Genomic DNA, 15,893 nt, shown 5'->3' on the forward strand with positions numbered 1-15,893 from the left:
TCTAGGGTTGCCAGTCCCAGAATGCTAATCGTTGCGATCGCGGGGATTGTCGGTGATATGTTCAACATTGGCCCCAACAAGCTAGAAAGCGTCATTGCAAAGACGCCAATGGCAATTAGATTTAGGGCAGTTTGTTGCATGATATTGAAGTCTAAGGTAGATGAATTAAAAATTAAAACTGGTGCTTTAAATTTTGCATTTTTAATTTTTAATTACTGGCTAGGGTGAAGTATTGGGGTTGGGATTGGTCGGCGACACGACAGAGCGATCGCCTGATGGCTGCGCCCCACCTCCGAATCGTTTGGCTTTATAAAATGTTTCCAGACTATCGCGATCGCCCACATAGCGCCAGTGCCACGGTTCATAACTAACGCCTTGGGGATTGTTGCGGGGAAACGATATCTCAAAGCTATAGTAAGGGGCGTTCTTCTGAAGCCACTTAAAAGCCGCAGTCTTCTCAAAGTTAGGACTGAGATTCGTTGCGGGGACTCTTCCATCACCCACGTCTATCGCGTACCCAGTATGATGTTCGCTGTGACCAGGAGGCGCACTCACTTTTGCCCGTTCGGCGGCTGACTGTCCGCGCTGCGCCTTGGTGTCAAAATATAAATGCTGCTGCTCGGTAATCGAGCGAAATCCTGAAATTGGCACGATGATAACGCCGGAAGCTCGCGCCGCTGCTACCATCGCTATATATTGTCTGGCGGCAGTTTTACGCATTTTCAAGCGACCATCCGCTGTAATCGCCTCTAGTTCGGACTGTGGTGCTTCTTGGTAGGGAAAGTGTCCAAAGAGAGTATTAACTTCTGGTGTAGCGGAAGGCGTTTGAATGCCTGGAATCTGATTTTGGACAGGCGTTGATGCATCCGATTCGGATACAGGACGGGGGAGTAAGATACCCATAATCAGCGCGATCGCTCCCAATCCCAACAAACCGCCAAACAGGAGAATCGGCTGCCACTGTCGCTGGCGTCGTCCGAGGTACGGCGTATCCCGCAACGCCTCCGGAATATCGTCTATCGGCAGTGCCGACTTGGGTGGTTTTTCAGGCATACCCGCGTTTTCCAAAAGAGCCACTCCTGTTGTTTTTGTGGTTAGTTATCAATTCTTAGATATCCAACAACGGCACTGAGACTCAACACCTAACTTTACAAGTATTTTAGACTGAGCGAATCTCAACAGCCGCCGTGTATTCCCAGATGCCTCGTCATCAACCCTGATGCTTAACATGAATAGAGGCTGACATATCGTACAGGTGTCAGTCTAAACCTTCTGCTGACAACCCATGAGACGATGCCTAATATAGGAATTCAACTGCTGGAACTCTATTTCCGGCTAGGTGGTGGCATTTTGCTGGGATGGGTTTTGGGTCGCCAACTGCCCAAAGTAGTTCCCACCTATTTAGGAAAGTTTCTTTTTTGGATTGGAGTCCCGATTGGCATTGTGGCGTTTCTGCGTCACGCCGACTTATCTGGGCCAATTTGGATTGCACCCGTCGCCGCTTGGGTGGCAATTTTGGTGGGAGCCGGATTAGCCTGGTTTTGGATGGGAAGACAAGCCTCGCAATTCCCTAAAAAAGCTTGGAGTAAATCTACTCAAGGAAGTTTTCTATTAGCCTCAATGGTCGGGAACACCGGCTACTTAGGTTATCCCGTTACCCTCGCTCTCGTCGGGCAGCAGTACTTTGGGTGGGCGCTATTTTATGACCTGATGGGCACCACGCTGGGAGCCTACGGCTTGGGCGTTGTCTTGGCGGCTCGTTTTGGGGTTGGGGCAGAGAAGGGCGTCTTCCCGTCCCTACAGGCAGTGCTGATCAATCCAGCGCTGTGGAGTTTTGGCTTTGGGCTGGTTTTTCGCAACTTCCCCCTGCCCGAACCCGCTGAACAATTGCTGCAAATGATTGCTTGGAGTGGAGTGGCGCTGGCTTTGGTGCTAATCGGTATGCGCCTCAGCCAGCTTTCCTCCTGGGGTAGCCTCCCTTCGGCATCTGTGAGCTTGGGGATTAAAATGCTGCTCGTTCCGCTGGTACTGGGCGTTGGGGTTGGGCTGCTGGGTGTGAGTGGGGCACCCCATCTAGTCATTGTTTTACAGATGGCAATGCCTCCAGCGTTTGCCACCCTCATCTTGGCGGAAACCTACAATCTCGACCGAGATTTAACCGTGACGGCGCTGGTTGTCGGGACGATAGGACTCCTATTGACTCTGCCCGTTTGGTTAGTGTTATTTGGTCGCTGAGACAGCAGCATAGCGTTGGGCTAACTCTGATGGATCGACCTGTTCGTATTTTTCAAAGGGTTGATGAATCCAGGGGTTTTCCGGGAGATAGTCCACATAATAGTCAGGCGCGATGACAGAGCAAGCTTTGTACCAGATGACGGCGGATCGAATCTGCTCGACATCAGCCGCATAATGATGTTTCAGCCAAGGAATGGCTTCCCGGAGGGTGATGCCAGAATCCACTAAGTCATCCACCAGGAGAATGCGGCTACCCAGATGAGGGGAAGTCATCGTGAGGTCGCGGGCAAAGGCGAGAGAACCTCGAAAGCGATCGCCTGTGCCGCCGTAAGAAGTGGCAGCTAAAATTGCCAACGGTTTGTGGTAAATTCGCGATAAAATATCACCCACCCGTAGACCGCCCCTGGCAAGGCAAACAATCTGGTTAAACTCCCAGCCGGATTGATAGATGATTGCCGCCAACTGTTCGATTTTTTGGTGGTACTCTGACCATGACACGTAAAGCTCTGGCATAACAGGCACAATTGAACAGGTTTAGAGAACAGTACAAATGCTATAGAACAAATGCTATAAAATTCCCGCTCTTGGGAGACAGATGCGATACTTTTTTGAAATTTTCAATCCCCCTGCCATCAGCCAACTGCCATGAGTGATTCCTCTTCTGAGCATTCCCCCGCGACACCCGACAGCGAAAAGCTAAAGTTAAGTACGAAACTGGCTTATGGTGCCGGTGATGTAGGTGCTGCAATCACCGCAAATATTGGGGTGTTTTATACCGCCTATTTTCTGACCGATGTCGCCGGAATCGCCGCTGGACTAGCGACTTGGATTCTCCTGATTGGCAAGGTTTGGGATGCGGTGAACGATCCGGTTGTCGGGGTGCTTAGCGACAGAACAAACTCGCCACGCTGGGGGCGTCGGCTTCCCTGGATGTTATATGGGGCGATTCCGTTTGGAATCACGTTCTTTTTGCAGTGGCTAGTTCCTCGATTTAGCGCCAATGACTCTGCAAATCAATGGGGATTGTTCTGGTATTACATTGTCATTTCGATTTTGTTTAATTCGTTTTACACCGCTGTTAATTTACCCTACACCGCCCTAACTCCAGAACTGACTCAGGACTACAACGAACGCACTAATCTCAACAGCTATCGGTTTGCTTTCTCGATTGGGGGAAGTATCGTATCTGTGATTGTGTTCGGAATCATCGCCGCTTTGATTCCTAATGACCGCATCCAGCAATATTTGGTGATGGGCGTCGTTTGTGCAATCTTGTCGGTCTTACCGATTTATTGGTGTATTTGGGGGACACGCGATCGCATTTTGGCAAGGGCGGCACAAAATCCCACCTTTGAGCAACCTGTTTCCCTCCCAATTTTGCAACAAGTGCGGATTGTTTTGAGCAATCGCCCCTTTTTATATGTTGTTGGAATTTATCTATGTTCCTGGTTAGCTGTCCAGGTCACAGCAGCTATCATTCCTTATTTTGTTCTCAGTTGGATGCGCTTAAGCGATGCAGTCGTTGCCCAAGTCATTCTAGCGGTGCAGGGAACAGCATTGTTGATGCTCTTTATCTGGAGTAAGCTTAGCCAGAGATACGGTAAAAAAGCCGTCTATTTTATGGGAATGAGCGTGTGGATTATTGCACAGGCGGGATTGTTTTTCTTACAGCCCGGTCAAATTGCTTTCATGTACGTGCTGGCAGTGATGGCAGGTTTTGGCGTTTCTACTGCTTATTTAATCCCGTGGTCGATGCTGCCAGATGTAATTGAATTAGATGAACTAAAAACCGGACAGCGGCGGGAAGGGATTTTTTACAGCTTCATGGTGTTCCTGCAAAAAGTCAGTTTAGCTGTTGCCGTGGCGTTAGTCTTGAAAAGTCTGGAGTGGAATCAATATATTCGGTCTACCCCCGAGAACTTAGCCCCAATTCAACCGGATTCTGCACTTTTAGCGATTCGCATTGCCATCGGACCTCTACCAACAATTGCCCTAATTTGTGGATTAATTCTGGCATACTTTTATCCTCTGACTCGTGAGGTTCATGCCGATATCTTACTGAAACTGAAAGAACGGAAATTAAAGGCTCAATAGCTCTTATCAATGAACTTTTCGGTTTGAATGGGTGGGTTAGAAATTCACCCATTCAGAAAGGTTTTTTTCTGAATATTATGGACTTTATTGATTTTTTTTGGTGAACTGAAATTGATAAGGAAGAACTACCTGTTAATATTTTTTAGAGACAGATTTCCATTATCTAAGAATACCTTTTCAAGGCATAGCTAGTAGTTGCTTGCGATACATTTTTTAAAAAAATTGTTTTTCTTTAAAGTTTTAAGTTATTGCATAGAATACCAGCATCATTCATTTAGATAATCGCTAATTTAAGCATAAGAATCGCTACAACACGTCCAAAATCAAGCCAATCAATCTTTTAAGAAAAAAACAAATGGGGAAAAGGTAAAATTTTATTTACCCTTTCCCTAAAGGATTTCTTACCGGCACGAACTTATTTAAGCAGTTGTAAAGTAGAAATTAACCCATCCGGGTATTTCTCAAGCGCCTTTTGTTTGGCAACCTTGTGATCTACATCCAGAAAATACTCACCGCTATCTGCCTCAATCGCGATAAACCAGTCAGGATAATCCTTCATCAATTGGGGGCTAACTTGTTCAAAAATTGCGCGACAACGCTTAATAAAAGTGGGAATACCAGCGGGTGCTTTTCCAGTCATTGGTTGCCCGGTTCCGAAGAAAACGCGGGATTCCTTCTTAACCAAAGACTCAATTACATCGGCATCGGTTGGCAATGCTGCTGTAAGAACTTCGCTGCCTGATTGGGTGACTAGAACATCATCTTCTATGCGAATCCCGCGCACATCTTCAAAGTGAGAGAGGCGATCCCAATTCACCACATCCTGATATTTTGCTCGGAAATTGGGGTCATTTAAAATTGCCGGAACTCGATAGAATCCTGGTTCAATGGTGACTAACATTCCAGCGCGTAAGGGGCGATCGAGCCGCAGGTAAGCTAAACCAAAGCGATCGCTTCGAGTTCTCCCCTCTTCATACCCCGCCAAATCCCCCAAATCTTCCATATCGTGGACATCCAAACCCACTAAATGACCGATTCCGTGAGGGAAAAACAAGGCATGAGCATCCATTTCTACCAAATCTTCCGCACTGCCCCGCAGAATGCCTAAATCCACCAACCCTTGGGCGATCGCAGTCGCTGCCAATAGATGAATCTCCCGATACTCCACATCCGGGCGGATTTTGGCAATACAAGCATCGTGAGCCGCCAAAACCAAATTATAGATGTCTCTTTGGGTAGAAGAAAACTTCCCCGATACAGGCCAAGTGCGCGTGACATCTGCTGCCCAGCCCATTGATGTTTCAGCGCCCACATCCGCCAGCAGCAAGTCTCCCGATTGCAGGGGGTGCCAATACTGCTGATTGTGGAGAACCTCCCCGTGAACCGTGACGATACTGGGGTAAGCGCAGCTCATATTCTGTGAGATGATGACACTCTCCATTGCCGCACGCACACCTGCCTCCAACTTGGCGCTGGATGTGGCAGCCATTCCCGCTAAGTGAGCTTCCACGGTGACAGATGCAGCTTGTCGTAATTCTGCCAAAGCACCTGCATCGTGGCTGAGTCGCAAAAATATAATGGCTCGTGCTAACTCCCCATCAATTCCCTGAGATGCATTTGCGGATGCGATCGCTCGTTGCATTATCCGAGCTTGTTGCTGTCCAGTCGCGGCATCCTGCACGGAGATAGTCGCAGCATCGGCTGAGCGTGACGCCAATTCTGCCATCGAAAATGCCGCATCCGCGCCAATCGCCTGGGCAATTTCCTCACGTTTCGGCATTTCTCCATGCCAGAGGGCACTGGCAGGAGACTCATCATCCATAAACAATTCTAATTTCCCAGCTTCGAGTCGGATCGCCGTATTTTCCAGAGGTACCCCCGTAAAATAGAGGAAATGACTGCTGGCGCGAAATGGAAAAGTATTGGCTGGATAATTTCGGGAACTACTACGCCCAGACCAGAGAATAACTGGAAAATCAATTAACTCGGCAAGTCGTTGCCGCCGGTGAAGCAGAGTAGCGGCAAACGTGCGATTTCTCTGAAGTTGCATCATAGCGAGTAGCGGCAGTTTATGGCTTTTCCCTTTTGTATTTAAGTTTAACCTGAGCTAAAAAGCCATTACCCATTGGCTATAAACCGCCTCAAGACAATCGAGGACGTATCCCGTAATGCCGATAACGCCAATAATCGTGCAAAATTTTGTCGTGATCGAAGCATAAATCCGTGGGAATTCGCCAAGATTCAAAAATTCCAACCGCCTTGGCATCATCAGCAGCTTGAGGTTCGCCCGTTGCCGTTGCGATAAACACAACGCTCATCGTGTGACTTCGCGGATCGCGGCTGGGATCGGAATACACCTGGAATTGTTCAATTAACTCCACCTGTAAGCTAATTTCTTCCTGCGCTTCACGCCGCGCCGCCGCTTCTGCTTTCTCCCCGTAATCAATAAACCCACCCGGAATTGCCCAACCATAAGGTGGATTTTGGCGTTCAATTAATACAATCGGTCGATGCGGTCGATCGATCAGTTCAATAATGATATCGACAGTCGGAGCAGGGTTTCGGTAAGTCATTCTGAATATATTGCCCCCCAATGAGCGGGATCGAGGGAAAAAAGGCTGAATTTATTCTGCCGCGATCGCTGTCATTTATGACGGTTGAATTACCGAATGCAACCCGCCCTAGGAGTGAGTGTCAAACTTCTGCGTACCGTGATAATGTCAAATCGTTTGCATCCTCTCCATCAGGTTATTTATGCCGTTTCCTAGATCTAGTGGCATTTTGCTACACCCCACTTGTTTTCCTAGCCGGTTTGGCATCGGCGATCTCGGTTTAGAAGCTTATCGCTTTATTGATTTTTTGGTGGAGAGTTCCCAGCAATTTTGGCAGGTTTTGCCCTTAGGACCAACCGGCTATGGCAATTCTCCCTATATGTGCTATTCAGCATTGGCGGGAAATCCCTTACTGATTAGTCCTGAGAAGCTGCGCGACGAGGGGTTACTTACCGAGGATGATTTTTCTGGATTGCCAGAATTTTCCCTAGACAGGGTGGATTTTGAGCGGGCGATCCAGACCAAAATGCCTTTGCTCGCTAAAGCCTGCGAAAACTTTAAAAACCAGGCATCAACCTTACAGCAAAAGGAATTTGCAAGTTTTTGCAAGGCGGCTCATTGGCTTGATGACTATGCCTTATTTATGGCGATCCGGGAAGCTCAGGGACACGCTAGTTGGTATAACTGGGAACCGGAAATTGCTAAACGCCAACCGGAAGCCTTAGAACAGTGGCGGCAGCGGCTGAATGATGAGATTTATTACCACAAATACTTGCAGTTTGAGTTTTTCCGGCAATGGACTCAACTGAAAAGCTATGCCAACTTGGGCAGTATTGAGATTATTGGCGATATTCCAATTTATGTGGCTCACGATAGTGCCGATGTCTGGTCGCATCCAGATATCTTTTGCTTGGACGAACAGACGGGGGAACCGGCGCTGATGGCTGGAGTTCCACCGGACTACTTCAGCGCCACAGGCCAGTTGTGGGGCAATCCAGTCTATAACTGGGAAAAGTTACAGCAGCAAAACTTTAAGTGGTGGATACAGCGCTTTGAATCTTTGTTAGATTACATTGACATTATTCGGATTGACCACTTCCGAGGTTTCCAAGCCTACTGGGCAGTTAAGCAGGGCGAAACGACTGCTATGAATGGGGAGTGGATTGAGGCTCCTGGAGAAGCTTTCTTTAAGCTACTGAACGACAAATTAGGCAAGCTTCCTATCCTGGCAGAGGATTTGGGCGTGATTACCCCAGAGGTAGAGGCGCTGCGAGATAAGTTTGAGTTTCCGGGGATGAAGATTTTACAGTTTGCCTTTGGTTCGGATTCTGGCAACGGCTTTTTGCCTTTTAACTATCCGCGCAACTGTGTGGTTTACACCGGCACCCATGATAATGACACCACGGTAGGCTGGTTCTATCAACTTTCAGACTATGAAAGGGAGAATCTCCTGCGTTATGTGGGTTGCATCAGTTCCGACGGCATCCACTGGGATGCGATCCGGCTGGCGATGGCTTCGGTGGCAAATCAGGCCATTATTCCTTTTCAGGATCTTTTGGGATTGGGGGGCGATGCCCGAATGAATTTTCCCGGCAAAGCAGAGGGAAATTGGGAGTGGCGGTATCGACCTGAAGCCGTGAACCAAGAGATCGGCTATCGTCTCAAAACTCTAACTGAAACTTTCGGTCGCGCCCCAATTAAGAATCAGGACTGAGGGGTGAGGGGTGAGCAGTGAGCAGTGAGGACTGAGGACTGAGGACTGAGGACTGAGGACTGAGGACTGAGGGGTGAGGACTTGGGCGATCGCTTGCGTCACTGGTGTATATCGCGTGTCTTTGAAGAAAAGCGCGATCGCGTCTCGACCCTCACAGTTCTCAGCACTCATTAAGACCCAGGAGGATTAGCGGCAAAGGTTACTTCTCGAACTTTACCGGGGGCACCCAGTTTCTTTGCCTTTTCATCATTAAAAGCAACTAGGATACCACCCGCATTACCAGCTTTTACAATCAGTGTCTCCTCTGCAACCCAGATGCGCTGAGTGCCTTGGGGGAGCGTTCCCTCAAACTGCGTCTTGCCATCCACCACTACCCGAATCCATGATGGGGTTTTGACGGTTACGCCAACCCGTACCGGCTTACCCGTTTGACTGGTATTGCTGCTGAATACTGCTGGGGTAAACGGCCCTAGTTTTTCTTGCAAGTCTGTATTGGCTGCATTAGCTTTGGCGAGAGACTCTCTAGGCGATCGCTCTTGAGTCCCGCCCTTTCCTACTTCTAAAGCCGGACGATTCACCACGTAAGACAGACCGTTCACTGCACCAATCACCAGAAACACATAGATCAAGTAAAGGTGAATCGGTCGCAGCTGAGCTGATGGCAAATAATACCGCCAGGTCGGCTTAATGAGCTGGAAAATCGGCCCACTGGGAAAAGTGTCAGAATACTCTACCCCATCTAATCCCAGTGCATCAGCATACCGCTTGATAAACCCTTGAATATAGACGGGTTCAGGCAAGATTTCGCGCCTACCTTCCTCAATTGCCTTGAGCAGACGAACTTGAATCCTGGTTTTGTCGCCAACTTCCTCTAGGGACAGAGATTGTTCCTCACGCACCTGGCGGAGGCGAGACCCCAGTTCTTTTAGCTTCTCAATTTGTTGCTGTTGAAGATGAAGTGGATTCTCCTTCATACACGGCGCTCCTTGATGTCTGCTGGCACTTCTATTGATGTTAGATTGACTTGGTTTTGTAGAAAACTGATTTCAAAATCTTCAAGAAAACGATAACTACCAGGGAACATAGGCTCCCCTGTTCGTTTTAAACAAATGGGACCAATCGCGGCACGGTGTAGATGAATGACGGGATAGCCCAGTTGCTCGGCAATGCGTCGAATTTGTCGGTTTCTCCCTTCTGTAAGAATCACTTCCAAGCAGGTTTGAGAACCCCGCACATCCAAAACGCGAACTTGAGCAGGCAATGTCTTTTTCCCTGACAGTAGAATACCCTGACGCCAGGATTTTAGTACCTCTTCTGGGGGATGACCCTGAATCCAAACTTGGTAAGTTTTAGGAAGATGATATCGAGGATGGGTCAAGCGTAGCGTCATTTCACCGTCATTTGTGACCAATAACGCGCCGGTGGATTCGGCATCTAGACGTCCAACTGGATGCAATCCCTGACCTTCTCGGAGTGCAGGAGGCAGTAAATCAAGAATCGTGCGGCGCTTTTGAGGATCGCGGCACGTAGAAACTACCCCAGCAGGTTTGTAAAGCAAGATATAGAGCATTTGAGGACGATGAGCTGGGAGTACAAGTTTGCCATCAACTTCAATCCGGTCTTGTTCTGGATTTGCTGTTTGCCCCAGATGCACAACAGTACCATTGACCCGCACGCGCCCTGCTTCAATCATTTTTTCAGCTTGGCGGCGGGAGGCAATACCCCATTGGGAAAGAATTTTTTGTAGCCTTTCGGCCATAGGCGAAATCGAGCGACGAATGAATAAAGGTTAGGGCTTAGCTTGTTGAGGCAGTGCCTCGGCTAGACTATTAGGGATTTTTGATCTTAGATTTAGGATTTTGAAGGAATCGCCAGTCTAAAACCCAAAATTGACCTCTAATTAGACTATGTACAAATATTACAGGAAGAAAGCCATTGACATCTAAGCAAGGGAGCAGGATTATCAGCACAACATTATCACCAGCGTTGCGGCTGTGGTTGCGATCGCAAGTTTCGCAAGTTGAAAACCTCCAGTTTAAAATTTCCGGAGGCGATCGCCAAATCCTTACAGGTTATATCCCTCAAGTTTTTATTGCCGCCAACCATGCAGTGTATCAAGGACTGCATCTGTCACGCATTCAGTTAACCGGAGAAAACATTCGCATCAACCTGGGTCAAGTTCTTAGAGGTAAACCTTTACGCCTTCTCGAACCCATCCCCGTTTCCGGTGAGCTAATACTAGAGGAGACAGACCTTAAGGCATCTCTCCAAGCACCCTTATTCGCCACTGCTTTAACTGATTTACTGGGGACACTACTCCAAGCAGTTCCAACGCACCCAGATGACATCTTAAAAGACCAGCAAATCAGTTGGCAACAGATTACCATCGATCCGGAATGTTTGAAACTCAGCGGCACTTTAACAGACCCATCGGGTAACGCTACACCTCTAGTGCTGCGGACAGGTCTAAAGTTAGCTAGCCCTCACGAACTGCTTCTAGAGTCCCCCTGTATCGAGACGCAACAGGAACTGCTGCGAGGCAATTTGGATGAATTCAAGATAGATTTAGGCCCAGAAGTAGATATTCAGGAATTAACTGTGATTCCGGGTCAGTTAGTTTGTCGCGGACGGATTAATGTCATTCCAGCCGAATAAAAATAGGACTTAGGAGTTAGGACTGAGGGCTGAGGACTGAGGAGTTAGGACGGAGGGTTGGCTAGGACTGAGGTACACAAAAGAGGCAGATAAAAGAGATTTTCACTACTAAACTTTGCTTACCAATTGCCTCAATCGTGTGCCCCAATCGTGTAGAAAGACTTTTCTAGCGGGGTAATAAAGGTAACAAGAGTGTGACGAAATAATACACCAGGGGAGCGGTAAACACGTAACTATCAGCCCGATCTAAAATGCCGCCGTGACCCGGAATCAGTTGCCCTGAGTCCTTTACCCCAGCATCTCGCTTCATCATCGACTCCGTTAAGTCTCCCAGCAAGCTCGCAATCCCAACCAGCAGCCCTAAAGCCAAGCCACTGAACTGCCAACTGGGCCAATTCAGATACCAAGCTCCAGCAATTGCCACTACCACACTGCCAAGAACCCCAAATACAGCTCCTTCGACAGTCTTTTTGGGGCTAATCTCAGAAAGGCGCGTGCGACCAAAGAATTTACCAAAGATGTAAGCACCGATATCAGCAGCCCAAATACAGAGGAAGGCCAAAAGCGTTGCCGTCAAACCTTGGGGCAAAGTGCTAAGTTCGTGCCAGGAAGCGGGCAAATAGCCATTCAATGGCTCTGCAATCGCGATCGCGGGAGCGAGTCCGACGCGCAGGCGCACCCAGTAGCTGGGCAGATAGCCGCCGTAGAACAACCCCAATATAGAGGCGGAAATATCGGCAATTGTGGCAAGCTTGGGCTGAAACAGAAGATAGAAACAAATCAACGTTCCTGCCAGGGGAAACATGGCATCTGTCAAGGCTGGTGCCAGAGACGCTGTGATTAACAGAACTTGGCTTACTACCAGAGTAGTTTTACCAGCGGGTGCCATGCCCTTGGCTCGCGCCATCTGAAAATACTCTAACTGACCGAGATAGACGATGATGCACAGACCAACTGTAAAGAACCATCCTCCAAAAAAGAGCATCAGGAGGGCGACAGCGATCGCGACGATTCCACTAAAAATACGAGACCAAGGCATAAGATGCGCTCTTGAGACCGCAACAACGAAGTTAATCTAGTCTTAATAAGATTAAGAATTACTTTTGCACACTTTAACCGATCTAAAACAGATTTAGGCAATTGGTGCCGTTAATTTAGAATAAAGCCAACGCTTTTTTTCAGCATCCTGCTCATTTCTCCTGACACCGTTCGTCAATCCCGACAAAAAATAAATTTCTTGATGGTACGCATCTTAACGGGAATTTTTGTGTTCTCAATCGTCAAGAATGCTGCTCTAGCCTTTAGATTAAGATTTTCAATCCAGTTTCTCGCCACTCAAGATAAAAATTGGATTGACTGCGGCAAAGATCTGATGGGTGCCTCGCGTTTCCAAACGATTGACGGCAGATTGAACCACCTCGATATTTCGAGCTTGTAATTCGGCGAAGCCTTCGGAAACGGCATAGAGACTTTCTAGATTAGCCGCCGTTGCAACCACCCTACCTTGGGGTTCTAAGTATTGCCAAACGACCTTGAGAATATCCTTGATGGGTTGTCCGCCTTCGATGCAAACCCGATGGGGGGGAATGGGTAAGTCTTTTAGGCACTCTGGGGCGCTTCCTTCAACGACTTCGACATTACGAACCCCAAAGCGATCGCAGTTACGACGAATCAAACTTGCCACTTCCTCATCGCGTTCTACGGCAATAATTCGACCTTTCGGACACAATAAGCCGGTTTCTACGGGGATCGTGCCGGTTCCCGCGCCAATATCCCACAACACAGAATCGGGTTTGAGTCTGAGTAAGGAAATCAACAGCAACCGCACCTCGCGCTTGCTGAGGGGAATACCGGGCAACCGCTCGAAGAGGTCATCTGGGATACCAGGAGTTACGTAGGGCCACATAGAACGTTTTGAGTTTAAAGTTTAGAGTTTTGAGTTGTAGAGACGCGATTTATCGCGTCTGAGTTTTGAGTTTAAGCCTGTCTCCAATTAGCGAACAACCTTTAACGTTTTGAGGGTCGGATCGCTACAACCCGTAATACTTCCACCCAAGGCGAGAATCTGTTGCAGGTAATCCAAGGCGGAAGGAGCGATCGCTTCCCCTGGCATCAACACGGGAATTCCAGGTGGATAGGGACAAATAAGTTCGGCGCTGATGCGTTCTACAGTCTTGTCCACCGGCAGCGTTTGGGTTTGGGCAAAAAATGCTTGGCGGGGAGAGATAGAAGGATGAAGCACGAAGGATGAAGGATGAATCTGAAGAAATTCAGCTTTCCACCGGGTGAAAACATCCAGGTATGGGGCTATTGATGTGGTGGGCGATCGCTCCTGCACTAAAATTCGGAGTGCCGATACCATCTGCACAATATCAGATGGAGTGTTTCCCAAACTGATGATAAAAGTCAAACTGTGCAGCGATGGTAACTCAGCAGTCACGCCTAGCTGTTGATGGAGAATTTCATCCGCTTCAAATCCCGTCCAACCTAAGTCAGAAACCTTAACACTCAGCCGCGTTTTGTCAAGGGCAACAAAACCCGGTGTTTTGGCAGTTTTTAACACGGATAACCCAGAAATTTGGCTAATTTGGGTAATCGCTTCCTCAGCTAACTGTAAGGTTTTCGCCATTAGCGCTTCCCCGTGCAATGCCATTTGCTGACGCGCTGCATCCAGCGAAGCCAGCAACAAATAGCTGGGGCTGGTAGATTGTACCAGTTGTAAAGCTTTGCTCAAGCGATCGCGATTGACTCGATTGCCTTGGACGTGCAGCATTGATGCCTGGGTGAGTGCCCCCAGTACCTTGTGGGTGGATTGTACCGTTAAGTCGGCTCCAGCGGCGAGGGCAGAAGTGGGCAAATCTGGATGAAAGGCAAAATGGGCACCGTGGGCTTCGTCTACGAGCAAAGGGATACCGTGCTGATGAGCAATTTGCGCGATCGCTCTGATATCCCCGCAAACGCCATAGTAAGTCGGGTAAACCATCATCACCGCCTTGGTGTCCGGATGCTGTTGCAGGGCGTCTGCTACCGCCGATGGGGTGATACTGTGGGCAATATTTAGCTCTAGGTCGTATTCTGGATTCACAAAAATCGGAATCGCACCCGAAAGGATTAAGCCGTGGATTGCCGAGGAATGGATATTCCGAGGCAGAATAATTTTGTCTCCCTCGCTACAAGTGGCTAAAATTGCCGCCATTAATCCACAAGTCGAACCATTGACCAAAAACCAAGTGCGTTCTGCCCCAAACGCTGCCGCTGCCAGTTCCTGGGCTTCTTGGATCACGCCCTCTGGGGCAAACAAGTTATCTAACTCCGGTAATTCTGGTAAATCTGCTGGAAACACGGCGGTTCCGAGCAAATCCGCTAACCGTTGGGAAATTCCTTGCCCCCGCTTGTGTCCGGGCGTGTAAAAGGGTGCATGATGCTTCTTGGCGCACGCTTGAAGGGCGTCCACTAATGGGGTAGTTGTTTGAGACCCTGGGATAAAATCCATGCTGGAAATTTTTCTAAAATCGGTGATATCCGGAAGGTAAGCGGGGGAGAAAATCCGAGCGCTTTTTGCCTTTGCCGGTTTAGGATAGATCGTTTCTGCCCAACAATTTCGTTGGGGCAGTTCAACTTGCATCGAAAAGCGATCGCAGACGAGTTAATGCGTTCTCAATACCTGCTACAGTAATGAGTTTGGATGCGGTTGGATGAATCTTCAAGTGTAAGTGTTGCGGAATGTCGTTATTCCGGGGGATGTCATTGTTATGCGTTCTTACCTATTTTGATAGGGTTAAATTGTTCAATGCGATCGCCATGATTAATCCCAGTCCTAATCCTATCCCCCAACCAAGCATCCCCAGCCCGATCCCCGGATCGGAGCCTAATCCGATTCCTGGATCGCCGCCAGAAGTACCAGAACCCGTACCGGGACCTGTACCAGAACCCATTCCCTCACCTGTGCCAGAGCCAGTGCCAGCCCCCGTTCCCCAGCCGATTCCCTCACCTGTGCCAGAGCCAGTGCCAGCGCCCATTCCCCAGCCGGTTCCAGGTCCAATTCCTCAACCGATTCCTGAACCTATCTAATTGATTCTACCCAGTTTTACCTCTTGAACTAAGATGCTTAGAGCCGGAATTGTCGGACTTCCCAACGTCGGAAAATCTACCTTATTTAACGCCTTGGTTGCCAATGCCAAGGCTGAAGCTGCCAATTTCCCTTTTTGCACCATCGAACCCAATGTTGGTGTCGTGTCGGTGCCAGATGAACGGTTAAACGCCCTGGCTAATATTTCCAGTTCGGCGCAAATTATCCCGACACGGGTTGAGTTTGTGGATATTGCTGGTTTAGTGAAAGGTGCTAGTCAGGGGGAAGGACTGGGTAATCAATTTTTGTCCCACATTCGAGAAGTTGATGCCATTGTTCATGTAGTGCGCTGTTTCGAGAATGATGACATTATCCACGTTGCTGGATCTGTTGACCCAGCGCGAGATATTGACATTATTAATTTGGAGCTTGCTTTAGCAGATTTATCTCAAGTGGAGCGACGTATTGAGCGCACCCGCAAAGCTGCCCGTACCAGCAAAGAAGGACAGATTGAACTCGCTGCGCTAGAAAAATTGAGCGCTTTATTAAATGAGGGCAAACCAGCGCGGCGGGC

At 48.5% G+C, this 15,893-nt stretch carries 15 protein-coding genes and 2 pseudogenes; 5 read left to right on the forward strand and 12 right to left on the reverse strand.

Annotation, left to right across the window (positions count from 1 at the left end; all coding sequences use genetic code 11):
* A pseudogene (locus H6F50_RS26930) lies at positions 1-140 on the reverse strand (ATP-dependent Zn protease); the annotation flags it as partial.
* 79 nt (positions 141-219) lie between these two features.
* The gene (locus H6F50_RS05420) at positions 220-1,053 is read right to left on the reverse strand and encodes a M15 family metallopeptidase (protein WP_190427173.1); all 834 of its coding nucleotides are present in this window, start codon (positions 1,051-1,053) and stop codon (positions 220-222) included.
* A 240-nt stretch (positions 1,054-1,293) separates the two neighbouring features.
* Between H6F50_RS05420 and H6F50_RS05425 the strand changes: the two genes are divergently transcribed.
* On the forward strand, positions 1,294-2,235 hold the full coding sequence (locus H6F50_RS05425) for an AEC family transporter (protein ID WP_190427177.1): 942 nt from the start codon (positions 1,294-1,296) through the stop codon (positions 2,233-2,235).
* Here H6F50_RS05425 and H6F50_RS05430 read toward each other — a convergent pair.
* Positions 2,221-2,748 carry a phosphoribosyltransferase gene (locus H6F50_RS05430; protein ID WP_190427180.1) on the reverse strand — a complete coding sequence of 176 codons (528 nt, stop codon included), beginning with the start codon at positions 2,746-2,748 and terminating at the stop codon, positions 2,221-2,223. The two genes, H6F50_RS05425 and H6F50_RS05430, sit on opposite strands and share 15 nt — an antisense overlap.
* A 132-nt stretch (positions 2,749-2,880) precedes the next feature.
* Between H6F50_RS05430 and H6F50_RS05435 the strand changes: the two genes are divergently transcribed.
* Positions 2,881-4,329 (forward strand): MFS transporter, encoded by a 1,449-nt coding sequence (locus H6F50_RS05435; RefSeq protein WP_190427183.1) that lies wholly within the window; start codon positions 2,881-2,883, stop codon positions 4,327-4,329.
* Between the two features lie 679 nt (positions 4,330-5,008).
* On the opposite strand, the pseudogene H6F50_RS05440 reads toward H6F50_RS05435, so the two are convergent.
* Positions 5,009-6,379: pseudogene (locus H6F50_RS05440) on the reverse strand (aminopeptidase P family protein); the annotation flags it as partial.
* Between the two features lie 91 nt (positions 6,380-6,470).
* On the reverse strand, positions 6,471-6,902 hold the full coding sequence (locus H6F50_RS05445; RefSeq protein ID WP_190427185.1) for an NUDIX hydrolase: 432 nt from the start codon (positions 6,900-6,902) through the stop codon (positions 6,471-6,473).
* A gap of 181 nt (positions 6,903-7,083) precedes the next feature.
* Here H6F50_RS05445 and malQ point away from each other — a divergent pair, with 181 nt between their 5' ends.
* Positions 7,084-8,595 carry a 4-alpha-glucanotransferase gene (malQ, locus tag H6F50_RS05450; protein ID WP_190411758.1) on the forward strand — a complete coding sequence of 504 codons (1,512 nt, stop codon included), beginning with the start codon at positions 7,084-7,086 and terminating at the stop codon, positions 8,593-8,595.
* On the opposite strand, the gene H6F50_RS05455 is transcribed toward malQ, so the two are convergent.
* The 3 genes from H6F50_RS05455 to H6F50_RS05465 are packed head-to-tail and all read right to left on the reverse strand — an operon-like array spanning position 8,551 to position 10,354.
* A complete protein-coding gene (locus H6F50_RS05455) occupies positions 8,551-8,766 on the reverse strand; it encodes a hypothetical protein (RefSeq protein ID WP_190427190.1) in 216 nt (71 codons plus the stop codon). The two genes, malQ and H6F50_RS05455, sit on opposite strands and share 45 nt — an antisense overlap.
* Complete coding sequence (locus tag H6F50_RS05460; RefSeq protein ID WP_190411760.1) at positions 8,766-9,569, reverse strand: RodZ domain-containing protein; 804 nt, start codon at positions 9,567-9,569, stop codon at positions 8,766-8,768. Before H6F50_RS05460 ends, H6F50_RS05455 begins: the two co-directional genes overlap by 1 nt.
* On the reverse strand, positions 9,566-10,354 hold the full coding sequence (locus H6F50_RS05465) for a pseudouridine synthase (RefSeq protein WP_190427195.1): 789 nt from the start codon (positions 10,352-10,354) through the stop codon (positions 9,566-9,568). Before H6F50_RS05465 ends, H6F50_RS05460 begins: the two co-directional genes overlap by 4 nt.
* 176 nt (positions 10,355-10,530) lie before the next feature.
* Between H6F50_RS05465 and H6F50_RS05470 the strand changes: the two genes are divergently transcribed.
* Positions 10,531-11,250: a DUF2993 domain-containing protein gene (locus H6F50_RS05470; RefSeq protein ID WP_190427198.1), complete on the forward strand. Its 720-nt coding sequence runs from the start codon at positions 10,531-10,533 to the stop codon at positions 11,248-11,250.
* A 166-nt stretch (positions 11,251-11,416) separates the two neighbouring features.
* On the opposite strand, the gene H6F50_RS05475 is transcribed toward H6F50_RS05470, so the two are convergent.
* The 4 genes from H6F50_RS05475 to H6F50_RS05490 all read right to left on the reverse strand — a co-directional run bounded on the left by H6F50_RS05475 (position 11,417) and on the right by H6F50_RS05490 (position 15,269).
* Positions 11,417-12,289: a phosphatidate cytidylyltransferase gene (locus H6F50_RS05475; RefSeq protein ID WP_190411763.1), complete on the reverse strand. Its 873-nt coding sequence runs from the start codon at positions 12,287-12,289 to the stop codon at positions 11,417-11,419.
* 276 nt (positions 12,290-12,565) lie between these two features.
* Positions 12,566-13,156 (reverse strand): precorrin-6Y C5,15-methyltransferase subunit CbiT, encoded by a 591-nt coding sequence (cbiT, locus tag H6F50_RS05480; RefSeq protein WP_190427201.1) that lies wholly within the window; start codon positions 13,154-13,156, stop codon positions 12,566-12,568.
* An 87-nt stretch (positions 13,157-13,243) separates the two neighbouring features.
* Positions 13,244-14,743, reverse strand: coding sequence for an aminotransferase class I/II-fold pyridoxal phosphate-dependent enzyme (locus tag H6F50_RS05485; protein WP_190427213.1), 1,500 nt, complete (start codon positions 14,741-14,743; stop codon positions 13,244-13,246).
* A gap of 271 nt (positions 14,744-15,014) precedes the next feature.
* Positions 15,015-15,269, reverse strand: a complete 255-nt coding sequence (locus tag H6F50_RS05490) for a hypothetical protein (protein WP_190427203.1) — start codon at positions 15,267-15,269, stop codon at positions 15,015-15,017.
* 85 nt (positions 15,270-15,354) lie between these two features.
* Here H6F50_RS05490 and ychF point away from each other — a divergent pair.
* The coding region (ychF, locus tag H6F50_RS05495) for a redox-regulated ATPase YchF (RefSeq protein ID WP_190427207.1) at positions 15,355-15,893 on the forward strand (539 nt) is incomplete at its 3' end.

The organism is Coleofasciculus sp. FACHB-712 (assembly GCF_014695635.1).
Classification (GTDB): domain Bacteria; phylum Cyanobacteriota; class Cyanobacteriia; order Cyanobacteriales; family FACHB-T130; genus FACHB-T130.